The 14,779-nt window shown below is 72.8% G+C and carries 10 protein-coding genes; 4 read left to right on the top strand and 6 right to left on the bottom strand.

Annotated features, from left to right (window positions below; translation table 11 throughout):
• Positions 1–34 precede the first annotated feature (34 nt).
• Positions 35–1,486 carry a protoporphyrinogen oxidase gene (gene hemG / locus ACIP5W_RS11540; RefSeq protein WP_401470308.1) on the bottom strand — a complete coding sequence of 484 codons (1,452 nt, stop codon included), beginning with the start codon at positions 1,484–1,486 and terminating at the stop codon, positions 35–37.
• 1,036 nt (positions 1,487–2,522) lie between these two features.
• Between hemG and ACIP5W_RS11535 the strand changes: the two genes are divergently transcribed.
• Positions 2,523–3,299 (top strand): alpha/beta fold hydrolase, encoded by a 777-nt coding sequence (locus ACIP5W_RS11535; RefSeq protein WP_401470305.1) that lies wholly within the window; start codon positions 2,523–2,525, stop codon positions 3,297–3,299.
• 1,851 nt (positions 3,300–5,150) lie between these two features.
• Here ACIP5W_RS11535 and ACIP5W_RS11530 read toward each other — a convergent pair.
• The 5 genes from ACIP5W_RS11530 to ACIP5W_RS11510 all read right to left on the bottom strand — a co-directional run bounded on the left by ACIP5W_RS11530 (position 5,151) and on the right by ACIP5W_RS11510 (position 10,904).
• Positions 5,151–6,038, bottom strand: coding sequence for an NmrA/HSCARG family protein (locus ACIP5W_RS11530; protein ID WP_401470302.1), 888 nt, complete (start codon positions 6,036–6,038; stop codon positions 5,151–5,153).
• Between the two features lie 254 nt (positions 6,039–6,292).
• Positions 6,293–8,107, bottom strand: coding sequence for an FAD-dependent monooxygenase (locus tag ACIP5W_RS11525; RefSeq protein WP_401470299.1), 1,815 nt, complete (start codon positions 8,105–8,107; stop codon positions 6,293–6,295).
• A gap of 643 nt (positions 8,108–8,750) precedes the next feature.
• Positions 8,751–9,482 (bottom strand): gamma-glutamyl-gamma-aminobutyrate hydrolase family protein, encoded by a 732-nt coding sequence (locus tag ACIP5W_RS11520; protein WP_401470296.1) that lies wholly within the window; start codon positions 9,480–9,482, stop codon positions 8,751–8,753.
• 13 nt (positions 9,483–9,495) lie between these two features.
• Positions 9,496–9,813: a Rieske (2Fe-2S) protein gene (locus ACIP5W_RS11515; RefSeq protein WP_401470293.1), complete on the bottom strand. Its 318-nt coding sequence runs from the start codon at positions 9,811–9,813 to the stop codon at positions 9,496–9,498.
• Between the two features lie 362 nt (positions 9,814–10,175).
• Positions 10,176–10,904 (bottom strand): SDR family oxidoreductase, encoded by a 729-nt coding sequence (locus ACIP5W_RS11510; RefSeq protein ID WP_401470290.1) that lies wholly within the window; start codon positions 10,902–10,904, stop codon positions 10,176–10,178.
• A gap of 344 nt (positions 10,905–11,248) precedes the next feature.
• Between ACIP5W_RS11510 and ACIP5W_RS11505 the strand changes: the two genes are divergently transcribed.
• The 3 genes from ACIP5W_RS11505 to ACIP5W_RS11495 all read left to right on the top strand — a co-directional run bounded on the left by ACIP5W_RS11505 (position 11,249) and on the right by ACIP5W_RS11495 (position 14,653).
• On the top strand, positions 11,249–11,695 hold the full coding sequence (locus ACIP5W_RS11505; RefSeq protein ID WP_401470287.1) for a carboxymuconolactone decarboxylase family protein: 447 nt from the start codon (positions 11,249–11,251) through the stop codon (positions 11,693–11,695).
• 265 nt (positions 11,696–11,960) lie between these two features.
• Positions 11,961–12,635: a sulfotransferase family protein gene (locus ACIP5W_RS11500; RefSeq protein WP_401470284.1), complete on the top strand. Its 675-nt coding sequence runs from the start codon at positions 11,961–11,963 to the stop codon at positions 12,633–12,635.
• Positions 12,636–13,132: 497 nt separating this feature from the next.
• Positions 13,133–14,653 carry an alpha/beta fold hydrolase gene (locus ACIP5W_RS11495; protein ID WP_401470281.1) on the top strand — a complete coding sequence of 507 codons (1,521 nt, stop codon included), beginning with the start codon at positions 13,133–13,135 and terminating at the stop codon, positions 14,651–14,653.
• Positions 14,654–14,779 lie beyond the last annotated feature (126 nt).

Raw genomic sequence — 14,779 nt, 5'->3', positions numbered from 1 at the left:
GGCCGGGTGGGTGGGTGGGTTGGGGGGTGTCGGGTTAGGGGGTGGTGGTGGGGAGTTGGGTGAGGATGTGTTCGGTGGCTTTGAGGGCGCTGGTGATGCATTGGCCGATGCCGATGCCGTCGTAGGCGGCGCCGCAGATGGCGAGGTGGGGTTGGTTGTGGAGGGTGGTGCGGATGCGGGTGGTGCGGTGGTGGTGGCCGGTGGTGTATTGGGGGATGGCGTTGGGCCAGCGGGTGATGTGGGTGGCGAGGGGTGGGTGGGTGATGCCGGTGGTGTGGGTGAGTTCGCGGGTGGCGAGGGTGGTGAGGGTGGTGTCGTCGTGGTGGAGGAGGTGTTCTTCTTTGCTGCCGGCGGCTTGGCAGCGGATGATGTCGATGTCGTGGGTGAGGTGGGGCCATTTGATGGTGGAGAAGGTGACGGTTTTGAGGGTGTGTCCTTCTGTGGTGGGGATGCGGTAGCCGCTGTGGCCGAGGGTGCGTAGGTGGGTGAGGGCGGTGCGGGGGTAGGCGAGGGTGATGATGAGGGAGCCGGCGTGGGGGATGTCGGCGAGGGCGGTGGTGGCGGTGGTGGTGTGGGGCAGGGGGGTGATCAGGCGGCGGGTCTGGTCGGTGGGGACGGCGAGGATGACGGCGTCGGCGTCGAGGTGTTCGGGGTGGGTGGGGGTGCCGGTGGTGACGCGCCAGCCGTGTGGGCGGCGGGTGAGGGTGTGGACGGGGGTGTGGGTGCGGATGGTGGAGTGGGGGGAGGCGGTGAGGAGGTGGTCGGCGAGGGTCTGGGGCAGGGAGCCGAGTCCGTGGGTGAGGGTGGAGATGCCGGTGGTGGGCTGTTGGCCGGGCGGGGGTGGTGGGGGGAGCAGGGCGGCGGCGGCTGCGGTGAGTGAGGTGTGGCGGCGGGTGGCGGCGGCGAGGGGGGCGAGGGTGGCTTCGAAGGAGAGTTCGTCGGCGCGGCCGAAGTAGGCGTCGGACAGGAAGGGTTCGACGAGGCGGTCGACGACTTCGCGGCCGAGGCGGGGGGTGATGTAGTCGGCGACGGAGATGTCCTGGTGGTGTTCGGTGGGGGGCAGGGTGAGGTCTTCGCGGGCGCGGGCCAGTGCGGTGTCGGAGAGGATGCCGGATTTGGCGAGTTCGTCGAGGTCGCTGGGGACGCCCATGAACTGGCGGTCGGGCTGGGGCCGGATCTGGCCGCGGGTGTAGATGGCCATGGATTTGGTGGTGGCGGCCACGACCTGGTCGGTGAGGCCGGCTTCCTGGAGCAGGCGGGCGGTTTTGGGGCGGCGGGCGTAGGTGGATTCGGCGCCTTCGTCGATGGTGACGCCGGCCAGTTGTGTGGTGGACAGTTGTCCGCCCAGGCGGGAGGAGGCTTCCAGGACGGTCACGCGTACGGGGGCGTTGCGCAGGAAGAACGCGGCCGCCAGGCCGCTGATGCCGCCTCCGATGACGACCACGTGTGCGGGTGTGGCTGTGTGCGCCGTGTTGTTGTCCGCCATGGGCCCCTGCTCCTTTGTGGATATGGCTGTCGCCTCAGTGTCGAAGGGGTGCCGATAGTTTTGGTCGAGTCGGGGTGGACCGGGGAAGGCGGGGCCGGGGCGGGTGCCCGGCCGGGCGGGGCGGGGCCCTGGGGGCGGGTCGGGGCCCTGGGGGCGGGTCGGGGCCCTGGGGGCCCGGCCGGACTGGGGTGGTGGACCGGGTCGGGGGGTGGTGGACCGGGCCGGGCCGGGGTGGCGGACCGGGCCGGGGGTGGGGGTGCCCGGGCGGGGTGGGTCGGGGCCGAGGTGGTGGGGGTGCCCGGCCGGACCAGGGCGGGGCGGGGCGGGGCGGGCCGAGGCCCTGGGTGGTGGAGCGGGGCGGGGTGGGCCGGCCGGGTGGTGGGGTGGTGGGGTGGTGGGGGAGGGGCGGGTGGTTGTCCGGGCGGGGCGGGGCGGGTTGGGGCGGGTTGAGTTGGGTTGGGTCCGGGGGGATCGGGTTGGTCTGGGCGGCGGCTGGTGCGGCGTGTTTCCTGCCGTATGGGTCCCGTGTTCCTGTGTTCCCGCAGTCTTCGCTGTGGCGTGGTGCGCGCGTTCTCGTGGTCGCGTGGTCGCGTGGTCGCGTGGTCGCGTGGTCGTGTGGTGCGGTGGTTGCGAGGGCCTTCGCGGTCGCGCGGTTTCGTGGTGCTCGCTGTGGCGTGGTCGTGTGGTGCTGGCGTTGCCGTGGTCGTGTGGTGCTGGCGTTGCCGTGGTCGTGTGGTGCTCGTGGTCTTTGCGGTCGTGTGGTTTTCGGGTTTTGCCGGTGTCTTCGTCGCTCGTTGCGTCTTTGTGTTGCCGCTGGCTGGCGTTGCGGTGGTTGCGGCTGTTGCTGTTGCTGTGGTGGTGGGTTTTGGTGCTGTTTTTCGGGTTGTGGTGTGCTGCGGGGCGGGGCGGGGGTGGTGGGTGGGGTCGGGGCGGGGTGTGGTGGGGGGCGTCCGATCCGTTCTCGACCGGCTGTCGACTGTGTTGCTGGAGATTGCTGCTGCGCGTAGGTATCGGTGGAGGATGAGGAGAGTGTGGTATGCGGAAGGTCGTTTCGCGGGACGGTACGACGATTGCGTATCGCAGTGCCGGTGAGGGTTTGCCGATCGTGCTGGTGAACGGTGCGTTTCGTGATCACACCATTTTCGATCCGCTGGTTCCGGAGCTGGTGGCGCACTGCACGGTCTATGTCTATGACCGCCGGGGGCGCGGGCACAGCGGGGACTGTCCGGGGTATGCGGTCGAGCGGGAGGTGGAGGACCTGGCGGCGGTGATCGAGGAGGCCGGGGGGCAGGCGGTCGTCTTCGCCGGGTCGACCGGTGCGAACCTGGCGTTGGAGGCGGCGCTGGCGGGGGTGGGGGTCACGAAGCTCGCGTTGCACGAGCCGTATTTCCGTACCCTGGGGCATCCCAAGCCGCCGGCGGACTGTATGGATGTTTTGCGGGCGTTGCTTGCCCAGGGCCGGCGCGGGGAGGCCGCGCAGTACTGGCTGAGTGAGCTGCTGGGTCTCAGTGCGGAGGTCATTGCCGAGTGGCGGCAGGCTCCTTTGTGGGCGACGAACGAGGCGAACGCCCACACGTTGTTGTACGACACGGCCATTCTGGGTGACTTCGAGGTGCCCGTCGCCCGTCTGGCCGCCTTGCGCACGCCGGCTGTGGTCCTCAGCAGTGACGCCAGCAGTGACTGGCTGCGTGATGCGGCCCGGGCGACCGCGGCCGCGCTGCCCAACGGGTTCGGGATGCAGTTGCCGGGTTCGTGGCACCGTATCGACACCCCCATTTTGGGCCGGGTCCTCGCCGGGTTCGCCACCACCTGAAGGAGTGCGGGGCGGTGCGTGTGCGCTGTGCTCGCCGGGCGTTGCCTCGAGGTGGTGTGGTGAGCGGGGCCACCGGCGTCCGTGTCGCGGTGCTGCCTGTTCGGCCCGCCGGGGCCGTGCTGTCGTTTTGCCGGCTCGGTACCGGTGAGCACCGTGTCACCTGCGTGAGGCGGGCTCGAGGCCGGGGAGGCCTTCGGTGCGGCCTGGCTGCCTGATCCCGGTGTGTGCGGCCCTCGGTGACGGCGGCCAGGCGGTGGGCGAAGTCGCGGTGGCGGCGGTGTGCGACCGGTGCGCGTACGCAAGGGGCGGGCGGGCACGTCCTCCCCGCCCGCCCCCCGCTTCGGCACCCACCCTCCCCGCTGCGGCGTCCACCCCCTGCGGCGCTCCCCCCTCGTCGGCGCCCCCTGCTTCGGCGTTCGCTCCCTTGTCGGCGCCTCCCCGCTGCGGCGTCCACCCCCTCGTCGGTGCCCCCGCTGCGGCACCCACCCTCCTCGTCGGCGTCCACCCCTGCGGCGCTCACCTCCTCGTCGGCGCTCCTTGCTGCGGTGTCCGCCCGTCTGTCGGTGTCTGTGGCGGTACAGGAGGCCCGGCCTTGTGCGGGCCGGGTCGGTTCGTGGGGTACCGGTATCCGTGAGTGCGTCAGCCGCAGCCGCTGCCGCTGCCGCAGCTACGGTCGCTGCTGCCGCGGGTGTGATGCGGTTGTGGGTGAGCGCCGTAGTGGGGGGCGGGTTATCGGCTGAGGCGGCCGGAGGGGGAAGCGGCTGGTGTGTGTGAGGGATCGGGTGTTCCCGGTCTGTGGGCGGTTGCTGCCGTGGCGGTGGGCCGGACGCGCTGCTGCGGTGGTCGCGGCGCCGGGGGGTTTTGCCGGTGGCCGGGGCCGGGTGTGCCGGGCGCCGGGCAGGTTGCCGGCGGGTGGGAGCTGGTGGTCTCGAAGCGGTGGGGCGCGGCGCGCACCGGGGCAGGCGGGCAGGCTGGCCGCTCCGGGTGCGGTCAGGGCCCCTCTCATCGGCCGGATGCGGCCCGCGCGACGCCCGGTGGTCATCGCGCGACGTCCGGTGGTCATCGCGCGACGTCCGGTGGTCATCGCGCGACGTCCGGTGGTCATCGCGCGACGCCGGTGGTCACCGGGTGTGAGGCGGTGTGCCCGCGGACGGGTATGCGCCTGGTGTTCCTTGACCGGACGTCAGCTGCCGCGCGTGGGGTCTTCGGCGGGGCGTGCGGGCACGGGCGGCCGGCCTCTTCTTCGGTCTGCCCGGCCCGGCCCGGCCCGTGCCCGTGCTGCGGCCGCCGTGCCCGGGGCTGCCGTCCGGCGACGGACCGTCTCCGTCCCCGGCCGTGGTCCGCCTGTGGCCGTTGCCCGTTCTCCCCGGCCGTCCCTGGCCGTCCCGCCCCTGGTCGCTGGTCGTCCCCGGCCGTGGTCTGCCTGTGGTCGTTGCCCGTTCTCCTCGGCTGCCCCGCCCCCGGCCGCCCCTGGCTGCCCCTGGCTGCCCCTGGCTGCCCCTGGCTGCCCCTGGCCGTCCCGCCCCTGGTCGCTGGTCGCGCCCGGCCGTGGTCTGCCTGTGGTCGTTGCCCGTTCTCCTTGGCTGTCCCGTTCCGGGGCGTTGCCCGTTCTTGTGCGCGGGGGCTTTGGTGGCTCCGGGGCGGGGTTGGGGGTGGGGGTGGTTGTTCATGGTGGGTGGGGCAGGCGGGGGCGCGGTGGTGGGTGGGGCGGGTCTTGTGCCGTGGTGGCTGCCGGGGTCCCGTACCGCGCGGGCCCGGGGGAGGGTCGTGGTGCCGGGTTTCGTGGTGGCTGCCCGGTGTGCGGCGGTGTTTTTGCCGGTCTGCCGCAGGAGTGGGGAGGTGGGTGGCCGTTCAGCTCACGGGGGCGGTCCAGTTGCTGCGCAGCCAGCTCTCCAGGCTGGTCAGGCGGGGCCGGATGCGGCGCAGTTCGGCCAGGTCGGCGTGGTAGCCGTCGTTCTCGAGCCAGTCGAACATGGCGGCCAGGTCGGGGCGGGCGGTGCGCAGGGGCTCGAAGGACTGCTGTGCGTAGCGGGCCGGGAGGCCGGCCACGCGCCCGAACGTCTCGGCGATCTGCACGCCGGTCAGTTCGTCGCTGGTGATCTCCACCTGCCGGCCCAGCCACGTGGCCCGGTCGTCGAAGGCGTCCGCGGCGAACGCGCCGATGTCGTCGGTCGCGATGACCTGGACGGGGGTGCGGGGGTCCAGCCACAGGCCCAGTACCAGCTCGCCGTCGACCAGGCGGGGGGCCAGGTCGAGGAGGATGTCGTAGAACATGGTCGGCCGCAGCACCGTTGCGGGCAGGCCGAGTTTGCCGATGTGTTCCTCGATGGCGAGCTTGCTGCGGAAGTGGGGGATGGCGTCGCAGCGTTCGGCGCCGCCCACCGAGCTGTACACCAGGTGCTGCACGCCCGCCTCGGCGGCGGCGTCGGCGACCGTCTTGCCCTGGCGTTCCTCCGCGGCCACCCCGCCGGGGCCCCGGAACGTCTGGACGCTGAACACGCCGCTCACGCCGTGCATCGCCGCGCGCACGGAGGCGGGTTCGTCCAGGTCTGCGTGTACCAGGTGCGCACCCGCCTCGGCGAGCGCGAGCGCCGCGGGCGCGCGCACGTCACGTACCAGGGCGCGCACGGCGCGTCCGCGGCGCAGCAGCTCGCGGGCCACCGCACCGCCCTGCCGGCCGGTCGCGCCCAGGACCAGGATCTGCGCGTCTGCGGCCGCGGTGTTGTCTTTGTTGTCCATTGCCTCACCGATGCGTCGTCCCGGCCTGCCGGGAAAAACCGGAAAAAGAGGAGGAAGAGAAAAAAGGGTCGAAAGCGGGGGATCGGGGGGGGGGAGCGGGGGAGTGGGGGTGGGGGTGGTGGCGGCCGGTGTGCGGCCGGCTGCCGGCGGCGCCGTCAGCGCCGCCGGCGTCCTTTCGGGGCCCCCGCGCCCCTTTTCGGGGCCCCGCCCCGCCCCCCTTTTTTTTTTGGGTTGTGGCGTTGTCTGCCGGGGGGTCAGGAAGCGGAAGCCGCTGTGGCCCGGGGGTCGAGAATGCGGGAGAACGCGTTCGCCAGGACGTCCGCCGGGTGCGCGGCGGCGGTCATGGCGCGCCATGCCACGTGGTTGTCGGGACGCACCAGGACGGCGCCGTCCCCGCGGATCTCGCGGACCGCCTGCCATCCGCCGTCGACGTCGGTGAACGGCCCGTCCTGCCCGTCCTGCCCGTCTTGGGGGTTCTGGGGGGTCTGGGTGATGCGTACGGTGCGGATCGGGACCGAGAATTTCTCCGCCACCTGCGCGGCCGCCTGTGCCCACGCCGCCCCTTCGTCGCCGGTGAGCAGGACGAAACCGGCCGGGGAGCCGGTCAGGTCGTGGGTCGACAGGCGCTCGCCGCCTTGTTCGAGCCATGCGTGCGGCAGCCGGTGCCCGGGCCGGGTGGTGGGGTGGTACACGTCGCGCATGGGCACCCGGGCGGGGGGCAGGCTGCCGTCGGGGACGAGGGCGCCCTGTTCGTAGTGGAAGCCGATCTCGAAGTCGTGGGCCTGGCAGCCGGCGCGGTGGGTGTCCAGGATCTCCGCGGTCCGTGCCCGCACCACCTCGCCGATGGGGGACTGCGCGAAGTACGCGGCGAACATGCGCTGCCGGCGTTCCTGGGGGGCGCGCGGGCCCAGGCCCACGGTGCCCAGGACCGTCTGGTGGTGCGAGGCCGCCGACACCGCCCAGTCGACGTTGAGCAGGCACACCGGCCGCCGCTCGGCCTCGTAGGTGTCCAGGAGGCTGTCGTGGGCGCGGCCGCTGAGTACCGCGGCCAGCTTCCACGCCAGGTTGTGGGCGTCCTGGATGCCGGAGTTCAGGCCCAGGCCGACGGTGGGCGGCTGGCGGTGCGCGGAGTCGCCGGCCAGCAGTACCCGTCCCTTGCGGTAGTGCTCGGCGACCAGCGCCTCCACCGTCCAGTTCGTCACGTGGTGCAAGGTCAGTTCCAGGCCGGGCAGGCCCAGTACCTCCCGGATCCTGGCCACGACCGATTCCTCGTCGAGCCGGCCGGCGTCCATCGGCTCGAAGTGCAGGACCCACTCCTCGCAGGCCTTGCCCCAGCTGGGCCCCATCTCGATGAGGTTGCTGCACAGGTCGGGGTCGTAGGGGTTCAGCAGGTGGGTCAGCAAGGTGCCCTCCTGCCACCACGGCGACAGGTCGGCGCTGAAGTACGCGGTCGTCACGTCGAGCAGGCCGTGCACGCCCTGCATCTCGATGCCCAGGGCCCGGCCGACCGTGCGGCCGCCGTCGGCCCCGACGAGGTAGCGGGCGGTGACCGTGGTGCTCTCACCGGTGGTGGTGTCGCGGATCTCGGCGACCACCCGGTCGCCCTCGTCGGTGAAGGCGGTCATCTCGTGGCCGAACAGGATGCGCCCGGGATTTCGTTCCTGTGCGCTGCGGCGCAGGATCGGCTCCAGCCGCACCTGCGGCAGCTTGACCGGCAGCACGGGCCCGGCCGCGGCGTACCGGGCGCGCAGCGAGCCGCCGCCGAAGGCGTCCATCTCGTGGATGTGCTGCGCGTCCATCGGCCGGTCCCCGGCGAGCGAGGTCAGCCAGCGCAGCTTCCCGAACAGCTCCAGCGGCGCCCCCTGCTCCACCATCGGCCCGTCGAGTGCGTGCTGACGGAAGATCTCCATCGTGCGCTGGTTGAGGTAGTGCGCCTTGGGCACGTGCGCGGTGTCCGCGTGCCGTTCGACGAGCAGGTGGTCCACACCGTGATCGGAGAGGAAGTTGGAGGCGGCAAGACCGCACCCGCCGCCGCCCACGATAAGAACCGGAACCTCGACTGCTCCCATTTTCGTCCTTCCGGAAGGTGACAGCCTCACGCTCACGGGGACTGCCGCATGTGCCGGGAATGCCTTCGACACGCAAATGTGGTCGTGCTCGGCTGTGCATCCTGAGTGGAGATGCCTACGCAGCATGACCTGGGCCTCTTTAGTCCCGGTCAACGACCGGTGGACCCCGGCAGCACGGGCTGCGGCGGAAGGGGCCCCGGCGGAACAGGCCTTGGCGGACGGGCTGCGGTGGAACGGGCTGCGGTGGAAGGGGCCTTGGCGGACGGGCCCCGTCGGACGGGCTGTGGTGGAACGGGTCTTGGCGGACGGGCCCCGGCAGGGGTGCCCCCACCGGGCGGCTCCCGCCGGGCGGAATCGGCCGGGTGGTCCTCGACGGGTGGTTTCCGCCCGTCGGGCCTGGCCGCCGCGGCTCCCGCCGGGCGGTTCCCGGCCGGGCTCCCGCCGGCTGTGCCGGGCCGGGCCGGCCTCGACGGCTCGTCACCGCCGGGCGGCCCCGCCGGACGGCCCTGGCCCATGGCTCCCGGCCGGGCGGACCGGACCGGGCGGGCCCCGGCCGGCGGGCGGCGTGGGGTGTCCTGTGCCGGGCGGGCGGCGTGGGGTGGCGTGGGGTGGGGGGGGTGCCGGGCGGGCCCGGGCGGGTGGTTCAGCGGCTCCGGGCCGCTTGGGCGAGTGCCACGTGGAGCCGGTCGTCCTCGGTCTGGCCGGCTTCCCACTGCACGCCGACCGCGAAGGGGTGGCCGACCGCCTCGACCGCCTCGACGACGCCGTCCGGCGCCCAGGCGGTGGCGGTCAGGCCGGTGCCGATCCGGTCGACCGCCTGGTGGTGGTGGCAGGCGGTCTTGGGCGGGTCGTCGCTGCCCAGGACCGAGGCGATACGGCTGCCGGCCCCCAGCTCCAGGACGTGCCGGCCGAACACGAACGCGGCGCCGTCCGGACGGTGGGTGTCGTCACCGGTGATCTCCGGCAGATGCTGGTGCAGGGTGCCCCCGCACTGGACGTTGAGCAGCTGCATGCCGCGGCAGATGGCGAGCAGGGGCAGCCCGGCCCCCAGCGCCGCCCCCAGCACGGCCAGTTCGGCGCGGTCCATGTCCGCGCTGCCGCCACGGGTACGCGGATGCCGGCTCTGCCCGTACAGTGCCGGATCGACGTCCGGGCCGCCCGGCACGAGCAGGCCGTCGAGGCCGGCGACGGCCTCCTCGACGCCCGGCCCCAGCGGCAGCACCACCGGCAGACAGCCCGCGGCGGCGAGGAAGTCCACATGTGACTGGAGCGCGAGGCTCACCACCATGTCGGTGCCCTGCAGGGTGACCGGGACGCTCCGGCCGGTGATCCCGATCACCGGCCGGCGCCCCGGCTTGTTCGACGCTGACGTCATGACCGTCTCCCGCCTAGCCTTCGCTGTCCGGCGACACGTACACGAAGCCGTCCTCGACCTTCACCCGGTAGGTGGCGATCGGCGCTGTCGCCGGCGGGTTGACCGGCCGGCCGCTGCCCAGGTCGAAACACGACCCGTGCAGCCAGCACTCGATCGTCGTGCCGTGGACCTCCCCCTCGGACAGGGAGACCTCGGCGTGGGAGCACAGGTCACTGACCGCGTACACCGTCTCGCCCCTGCGCACCAGGGCGACCGGCACGTCGCCGACCTCCACCGCGATCACACCCCCGGCCGGGATCTTGTCCACCGGACACACCTTGACGAAGCTCATCGCTGCAGCACTCCTCCTGCATCAAGTCCGGCCTCTCCCGGATCTCACGCACCTCGCTCCACCCTGCGCCCCCGCTCTGGAGGATCGACCGAGCACAGAACGACCCCTGTTGGAGCCCCCGCGCCCGGCCGGCGAGCAGCCCGGCCGGCCCGCCCCCGGCCCGCCCCCGGCCCGCCCCCGGCCCGCCGGCGGACCGCTCGGCCGCTCGGCCGCTCGGGGCCGGCAGGCCGCTCGCCGCACGGGCGCGGGCGGGCCCGCCCCGGCAGGCGCCCCGGCAGGCGCCCCGGCGGGCGGCCGGGCGGCCGGGCGGGCGGCCCGGTGCTGCCAGAGGACGGGGCAAGGCCGCCCCGGCCGGCGGGCGGCTACCAGGGGACGGGGCCGTCCTGCGACAGGGACGCCCCCGAGGGTCCCGCGGCGTCCAGCAGCGCCAGGCGGACCGCGATCACGGCGCCCTGCGCGGGAGTGCGCTGTCCGCGGTGGCCGTTGATGTCGGTGGCCACCACCCCGGGATGGGCCGCGTTCACCTTGATCGGGGTGTCCCGCAGCTCCTTGGCGTAGGCGAGCGTGATCGCGTTGAGGGCGGTCTTGGAGGACTGGTAGGCGATCATGTTGACGCCCGCCATCGGGGACGCCGGGTCGGCGTTCAACGCCAGCGACCCCAGGTGGCTCGACATGTTGACGATGCGTCCGGCCTCCGAGCGGCGCAGCAGGGGCAGCATCGCGTGGGTCACGGTGACCACGCCGAAGACGTTGGTCTCGTACACCTCGCGCAGATCACCTGCCTGCGCCTGGCTGGGCGCCCCGGTGAAACCGCCGGCGACGCCGGCGTTGTTGACCAGGATGTCCAGGCGGCCGTACCGCTGCTCGACGAAGGCCGCGGCAGCGGCCACGCGGGCCGCGTCCCGCACGTCGAGGTGCAGCGGCACCGCCGTGATGCCGCCGTCCGCCAGCGCGGCGGCCGCCTGCTTGCCGCGCACCTCGTCACGGGCGCCGACCAGGACCACGGCTCCCTGCTCGCCCAGCTGCCGTGCTGTCTCGTATCCGATGCCCTTGTTGGCGCCCGTGATGAGCGCGATCCTGTCGACCGCCACGGTGGACGTCCCTTCCGTCGTAGGGGAGTGAGGATGAGGGTGGAGGGGGGATGGGGTGGGGCACGCGCGGGGTGTTCCACCGAAGCGTCACACAGGTGCGGTGCGCCACCCGGGGCCGGCGTGAACGCCCCCGCTGTTCAACCGCGCCCGTTCCGCAGTCGAACACCGGCGCCGCACCGCCCGGCGCGGCCCGCACTTGCAGGACCGGCCGCGCGACGGCAGCCTGGTGCACCGGCACCCGCCGCCGCACCGTTTGCGCCGCGTGCCTTCGCCCCTTCGTCGTTTCGCGCCGCAGGGCGCCCGAGCCGCGACGGAGCAGGCCCGACTCACAGGGAGAAGCCCCGATGCCCCCGAGGATGAACAACCCTTCGCTGGTCGTCCCCGACGCCCTGCAGCCCCTGCTCGACCTGACCAAGGTCATCGGCCAGGTCGGCGTCCCCCAGCGCACGCTGGACCTGATCCGGCTGCGGGTGAGCCAGATCAACGGCCGCATCTACACGATCCCCGCCGATCTCGGCAGCGCCGCCGAGGCCGACGAACGCCTGCCCCAGGTCGCCCACTGGCAAGAAACGGACTGCTTCACCCCCGCCGAGCGCGCCGCGCTGGCACTGGCCGAGGCCGCCACCGACCTCAGCGGCCAGGACGACCCCGTCTGCGACGAGGTCTGGCAGGAAGCGGCCCGCCACTACAGCGAGGCAGAACTCGCCGCCCTGGTCATCCACATCGGCCTGGTCAACCTCTGGAACCGCATCAACGTCTCCACCCGGCAGGTCCCGGCGGCCTGGCGCTGACCGACCGGCACGCCGCGCCGGCCCGCGGCGCCGGCCACCGCCCCGGACAGGACCGGTGCCACCCCGCCCCGCCCACCGCCGGCACCGGCTGCAGCCCGGTCCGCGGCCCGCGGCGCCGCACCGGGCGCCGGCCACCGCCCGGCCCACCGCCGGGGCCCGGCGCGCCCGGTCAACTGCGGCAGCGTGCGCCCCTGTTGACTGCGCGCGGGCCGCGGGAAAGCATGCTCGCAGCCGACCACCCAGCCGCCAGGGAAGGAACCGCACCGTGCTGAAGCTCATCAACGCCGGGTTAGGCAGGACCGGGACGACGTCACTGCAGGAGGCGCTGGAACAGCTCGGTTACGGGCCTTGCTACCACATGTTCGACATCGTCGGCGACGAGAAGCGCCTGGAGCAGTGGGAACGCATCATCTGCGACGGCCTGCAGCCCGACTGGGACGCCGTCTTCGACGGCTACACCAGCGCGGTGGACGGCCCGCCCTCCTTCTACTACGACCAGATCACCAAGGCGTTCCCCGACGCCAAGGTCGTCCTCACGGTGCGCGACGCCGACAGCTGGTACGAGAGCACCTACAACACGCTCTACCAGTTCGTCCTCAAGAACAAGGACAACCCTCCGCCGCAGGGGTCCCGGCAGGCCCGCGTCTACCGCATGACCAGCGTCATGACCTGGGACGGCCTGTTCGAGGGCCGGTTCGCCGACAAGGACCGGGCCATCGAGGTCTACCACCGGCGCAACCAGGAGATCATCGACGCGGTCCCCGCGGACAACCTCCTCGTCTACGACGTCAAGCAGGGCTGGGAACCGCTGTGCGCGTTCCTGGGAGCCGACGTGCCGGCCGCGGCGTTCCCGCACGCCAACACCACCGCGAACATGCGCGAGCGGATGCAGCAGATGGCCGCCGGCGGCCCGCCCGCCGCCCCCGGCACCACACGCTAAGACACCACCCTCTTTTTTCTCCGTCACCCTCACCCCGCGGAAAACGGCCCGACCCACGGCCGCTCCGCGGGGTTTTCCCATATCCCCGGCCCGGCCCCGGCGAAGCGGCCGTTTCATATCCCCGGCCCGGCCCCGGCACAGCAGCCGTTCCGCATCCCCAACCCGGCCCGGCCCGGCGGCGCGCTCCGCAGCCTTTTTTACGCCCCCGTCCCGCACCCGGCGGCCACCCCCCCTTTTTTCTATTCCGCGGCCGCCCCCCTTTTTTTTTCGTAGCCAAACCGGTGCGCCATTCCCGCCTGCCCTGCCCCGCTCCGCCCCGCTCCGGGCGCATGCGGTGTTCAACCGTAGGTGTTTTCCCGCCACTTACCCCTGTCGATAGTCTCTCGCCGACCCCCCTGGACATGCCCGTGGAAATCGGGTCCGCCGACCTGCCCGCGCACCGGGCCGGGCGGCGCGCCTGCGCTCAAGAAGGGGAATACGTGAGGAAGTTCCTAGCAATGACGGTGGCGGCCGCCACCGCCCTGGCCGGCGCGGCGGTCGCGGCACCGGCGAAGGCGTCGGCCGACCTGCCGGCGGCCGGCGTCTCCTGGTCCGCCTGCCCGGACAACGACCCGGTCATCGGGGGTTATCTGAAAGGGCTCGAATGCGGCACCCTCCAGGTCCCGCTCGACCACAGCCGCCCCGACGGCCGCACGATACGACTGGCGCTCACCCGCGCCCGGCACACCGCGCCCGAGGAGCAGTACCAGGGCATCGTGCTGCTCAACCGCGGCCAGTGGCCGGGGCAGTTCGGACGTGACCTGCCCACCCGGTTCGCCAAGGGCACCTCCGGACTGTCCCCGGCCGTCGGCGCCACCTACGACTGGATCGGCTTCGACCCGCGCGGCACCGGGGCCAGCGAGCCGCAGGTCACCTGCGAGCCGTCCTACGTCTGGCCGGGCAGGGCCCGCCCCGACCTGGTGCCCGCCACACCCGCCGACGAACAGGCATGGTGGGACAAGGCCCGCGCCTTCGCCGACAGCTGCGGCCGCGCCCACGGCGACACACTCGCCCACCTGGGCACCAAGGACGCCGCCCGCGACCTGGACCTGATCCGCCAGGCACTGGGCCAGCAGCAGCTGACCTACTTCGGCTGGGACTACGGCACCTACCTCGGCTCGGTCTACGCCTCGATGTTCCCCCACCGGGTGCGCCGCATGGTCCTCGACACCGTCGTGCAGCCCACCGGCGGCTGGTACCGGGACGTCCTCGAACAGAACGTGACCTTCCAAAAGAGCGCCGAGAACTACTTCTCCTGGATCGCCGCGAACGACGCCACCTACCACCTGGGCACCACCCGGGCCCAGGTGGCGGCCAGGTACGACGAAGGCATGGCGATGGTGCGCCAGGCACCCGTCGACGGCAGGATCGGACCCGCCGAGTACACCGAGGTCTTCCTGGTCAACCTCTACCGCCGCTCCTCCTGGAGCGGCCACACCAAGGCACTGGCCGACTGGGTGCTGCGCAAGGACCCCGCCGGCCTGAAGGCCAACTTCAACGACCCCGGCTACCCCACCCAGAACAAGCAGGCCATGTACAACGCGGTCCAGTGCACCGACTCGCCCTGGCCCCGCGACACCCGGCGCTGGCACCGCGACTACTGGCGCCAGTACCGCACCGGCAACACCTTCCTCACCTGGTACAACGCCTGGTACAACGCGCCGTGTGCGTTCTGGCCGGTGCCCGCCGCCACCCCCCTCAAGACCGGCGCCGCGGGCGTGGACATCCTCCTGGTGCAGGGCGAGCACGTCGCCGGGTCCCCGCTGGCCGGCGCCTACGACGTGCACCGGCGCTTCCCCGACTCCCGGCTGCTGCTGGAGAACAACGGCTACGAGCACGAGACGTCGCTGTCGCGCAACGCCAACACGTGCATCAACGCCTACGTCAGCGCCTACCTGGGGGACGGCACCCGCCCGGCCTCCGCCAAGGGCGCCGACGCCGCCTGCGACGCCAACCCCGCACCCCTCCCGGCCCCGTAGCCGCCGCACCCCCGCAGGTGTTCAGCCGCGGAACAATCCGCGGTTGAACACCCCGCCGCACCAGGCGAGTTCGGCATTCCTCGGGTCATTGCAGCCGAAGAGGGCCCTGTGTACTTTGACAGCGAC

Origin of the sequence: Streptomyces sp. NPDC088766 (assembly GCF_044750845.1) — a bacterium.
Classification (GTDB): domain Bacteria; phylum Actinomycetota; class Actinomycetes; order Streptomycetales; family Streptomycetaceae; genus Streptomyces.
Note: the sequence above shows the minus strand (reverse complement) of the source record. Positions and strands in the feature narration are given on the sequence as shown.

Coding starts and splice junctions, on each gene's coding strand:
- ACIP5W_RS11515 (WP_401470293.1), bottom strand. CDS start 9,813: ATGAGCTTCGTCAAGGTGTGTCCGGTGGACAAGATCCCGGCCGGGGGT.
- ACIP5W_RS11525 (WP_401470299.1), bottom strand. CDS start 8,107: ATGGGAGCAGTCGAGGTTCCGGTTCTTATCGTGGGCGGCGGCGGGTGC.
- ACIP5W_RS11495 (WP_401470281.1), top strand. CDS start 13,133: ATGACGGTGGCGGCCGCCACCGCCCTGGCCGGCGCGGCGGTCGCGGCA.
- ACIP5W_RS11520 (WP_401470296.1), bottom strand. CDS start 9,482: ATGACGTCAGCGTCGAACAAGCCGGGGCGCCGGCCGGTGATCGGGATC.
- ACIP5W_RS11505 (WP_401470287.1), top strand. CDS start 11,249: ATGCCCCCGAGGATGAACAACCCTTCGCTGGTCGTCCCCGACGCCCTG.
- ACIP5W_RS11530 (WP_401470302.1), bottom strand. CDS start 6,038: ATGGACAACAAAGACAACACCGCGGCCGCAGACGCGCAGATCCTGGTC.
- ACIP5W_RS11535 (WP_401470305.1), top strand. CDS start 2,523: ATGCGGAAGGTCGTTTCGCGGGACGGTACGACGATTGCGTATCGCAGT.
- hemG (WP_401470308.1), bottom strand. CDS start 1,486: ATGGCGGACAACAACACGGCGCACACAGCCACACCCGCACACGTGGTC.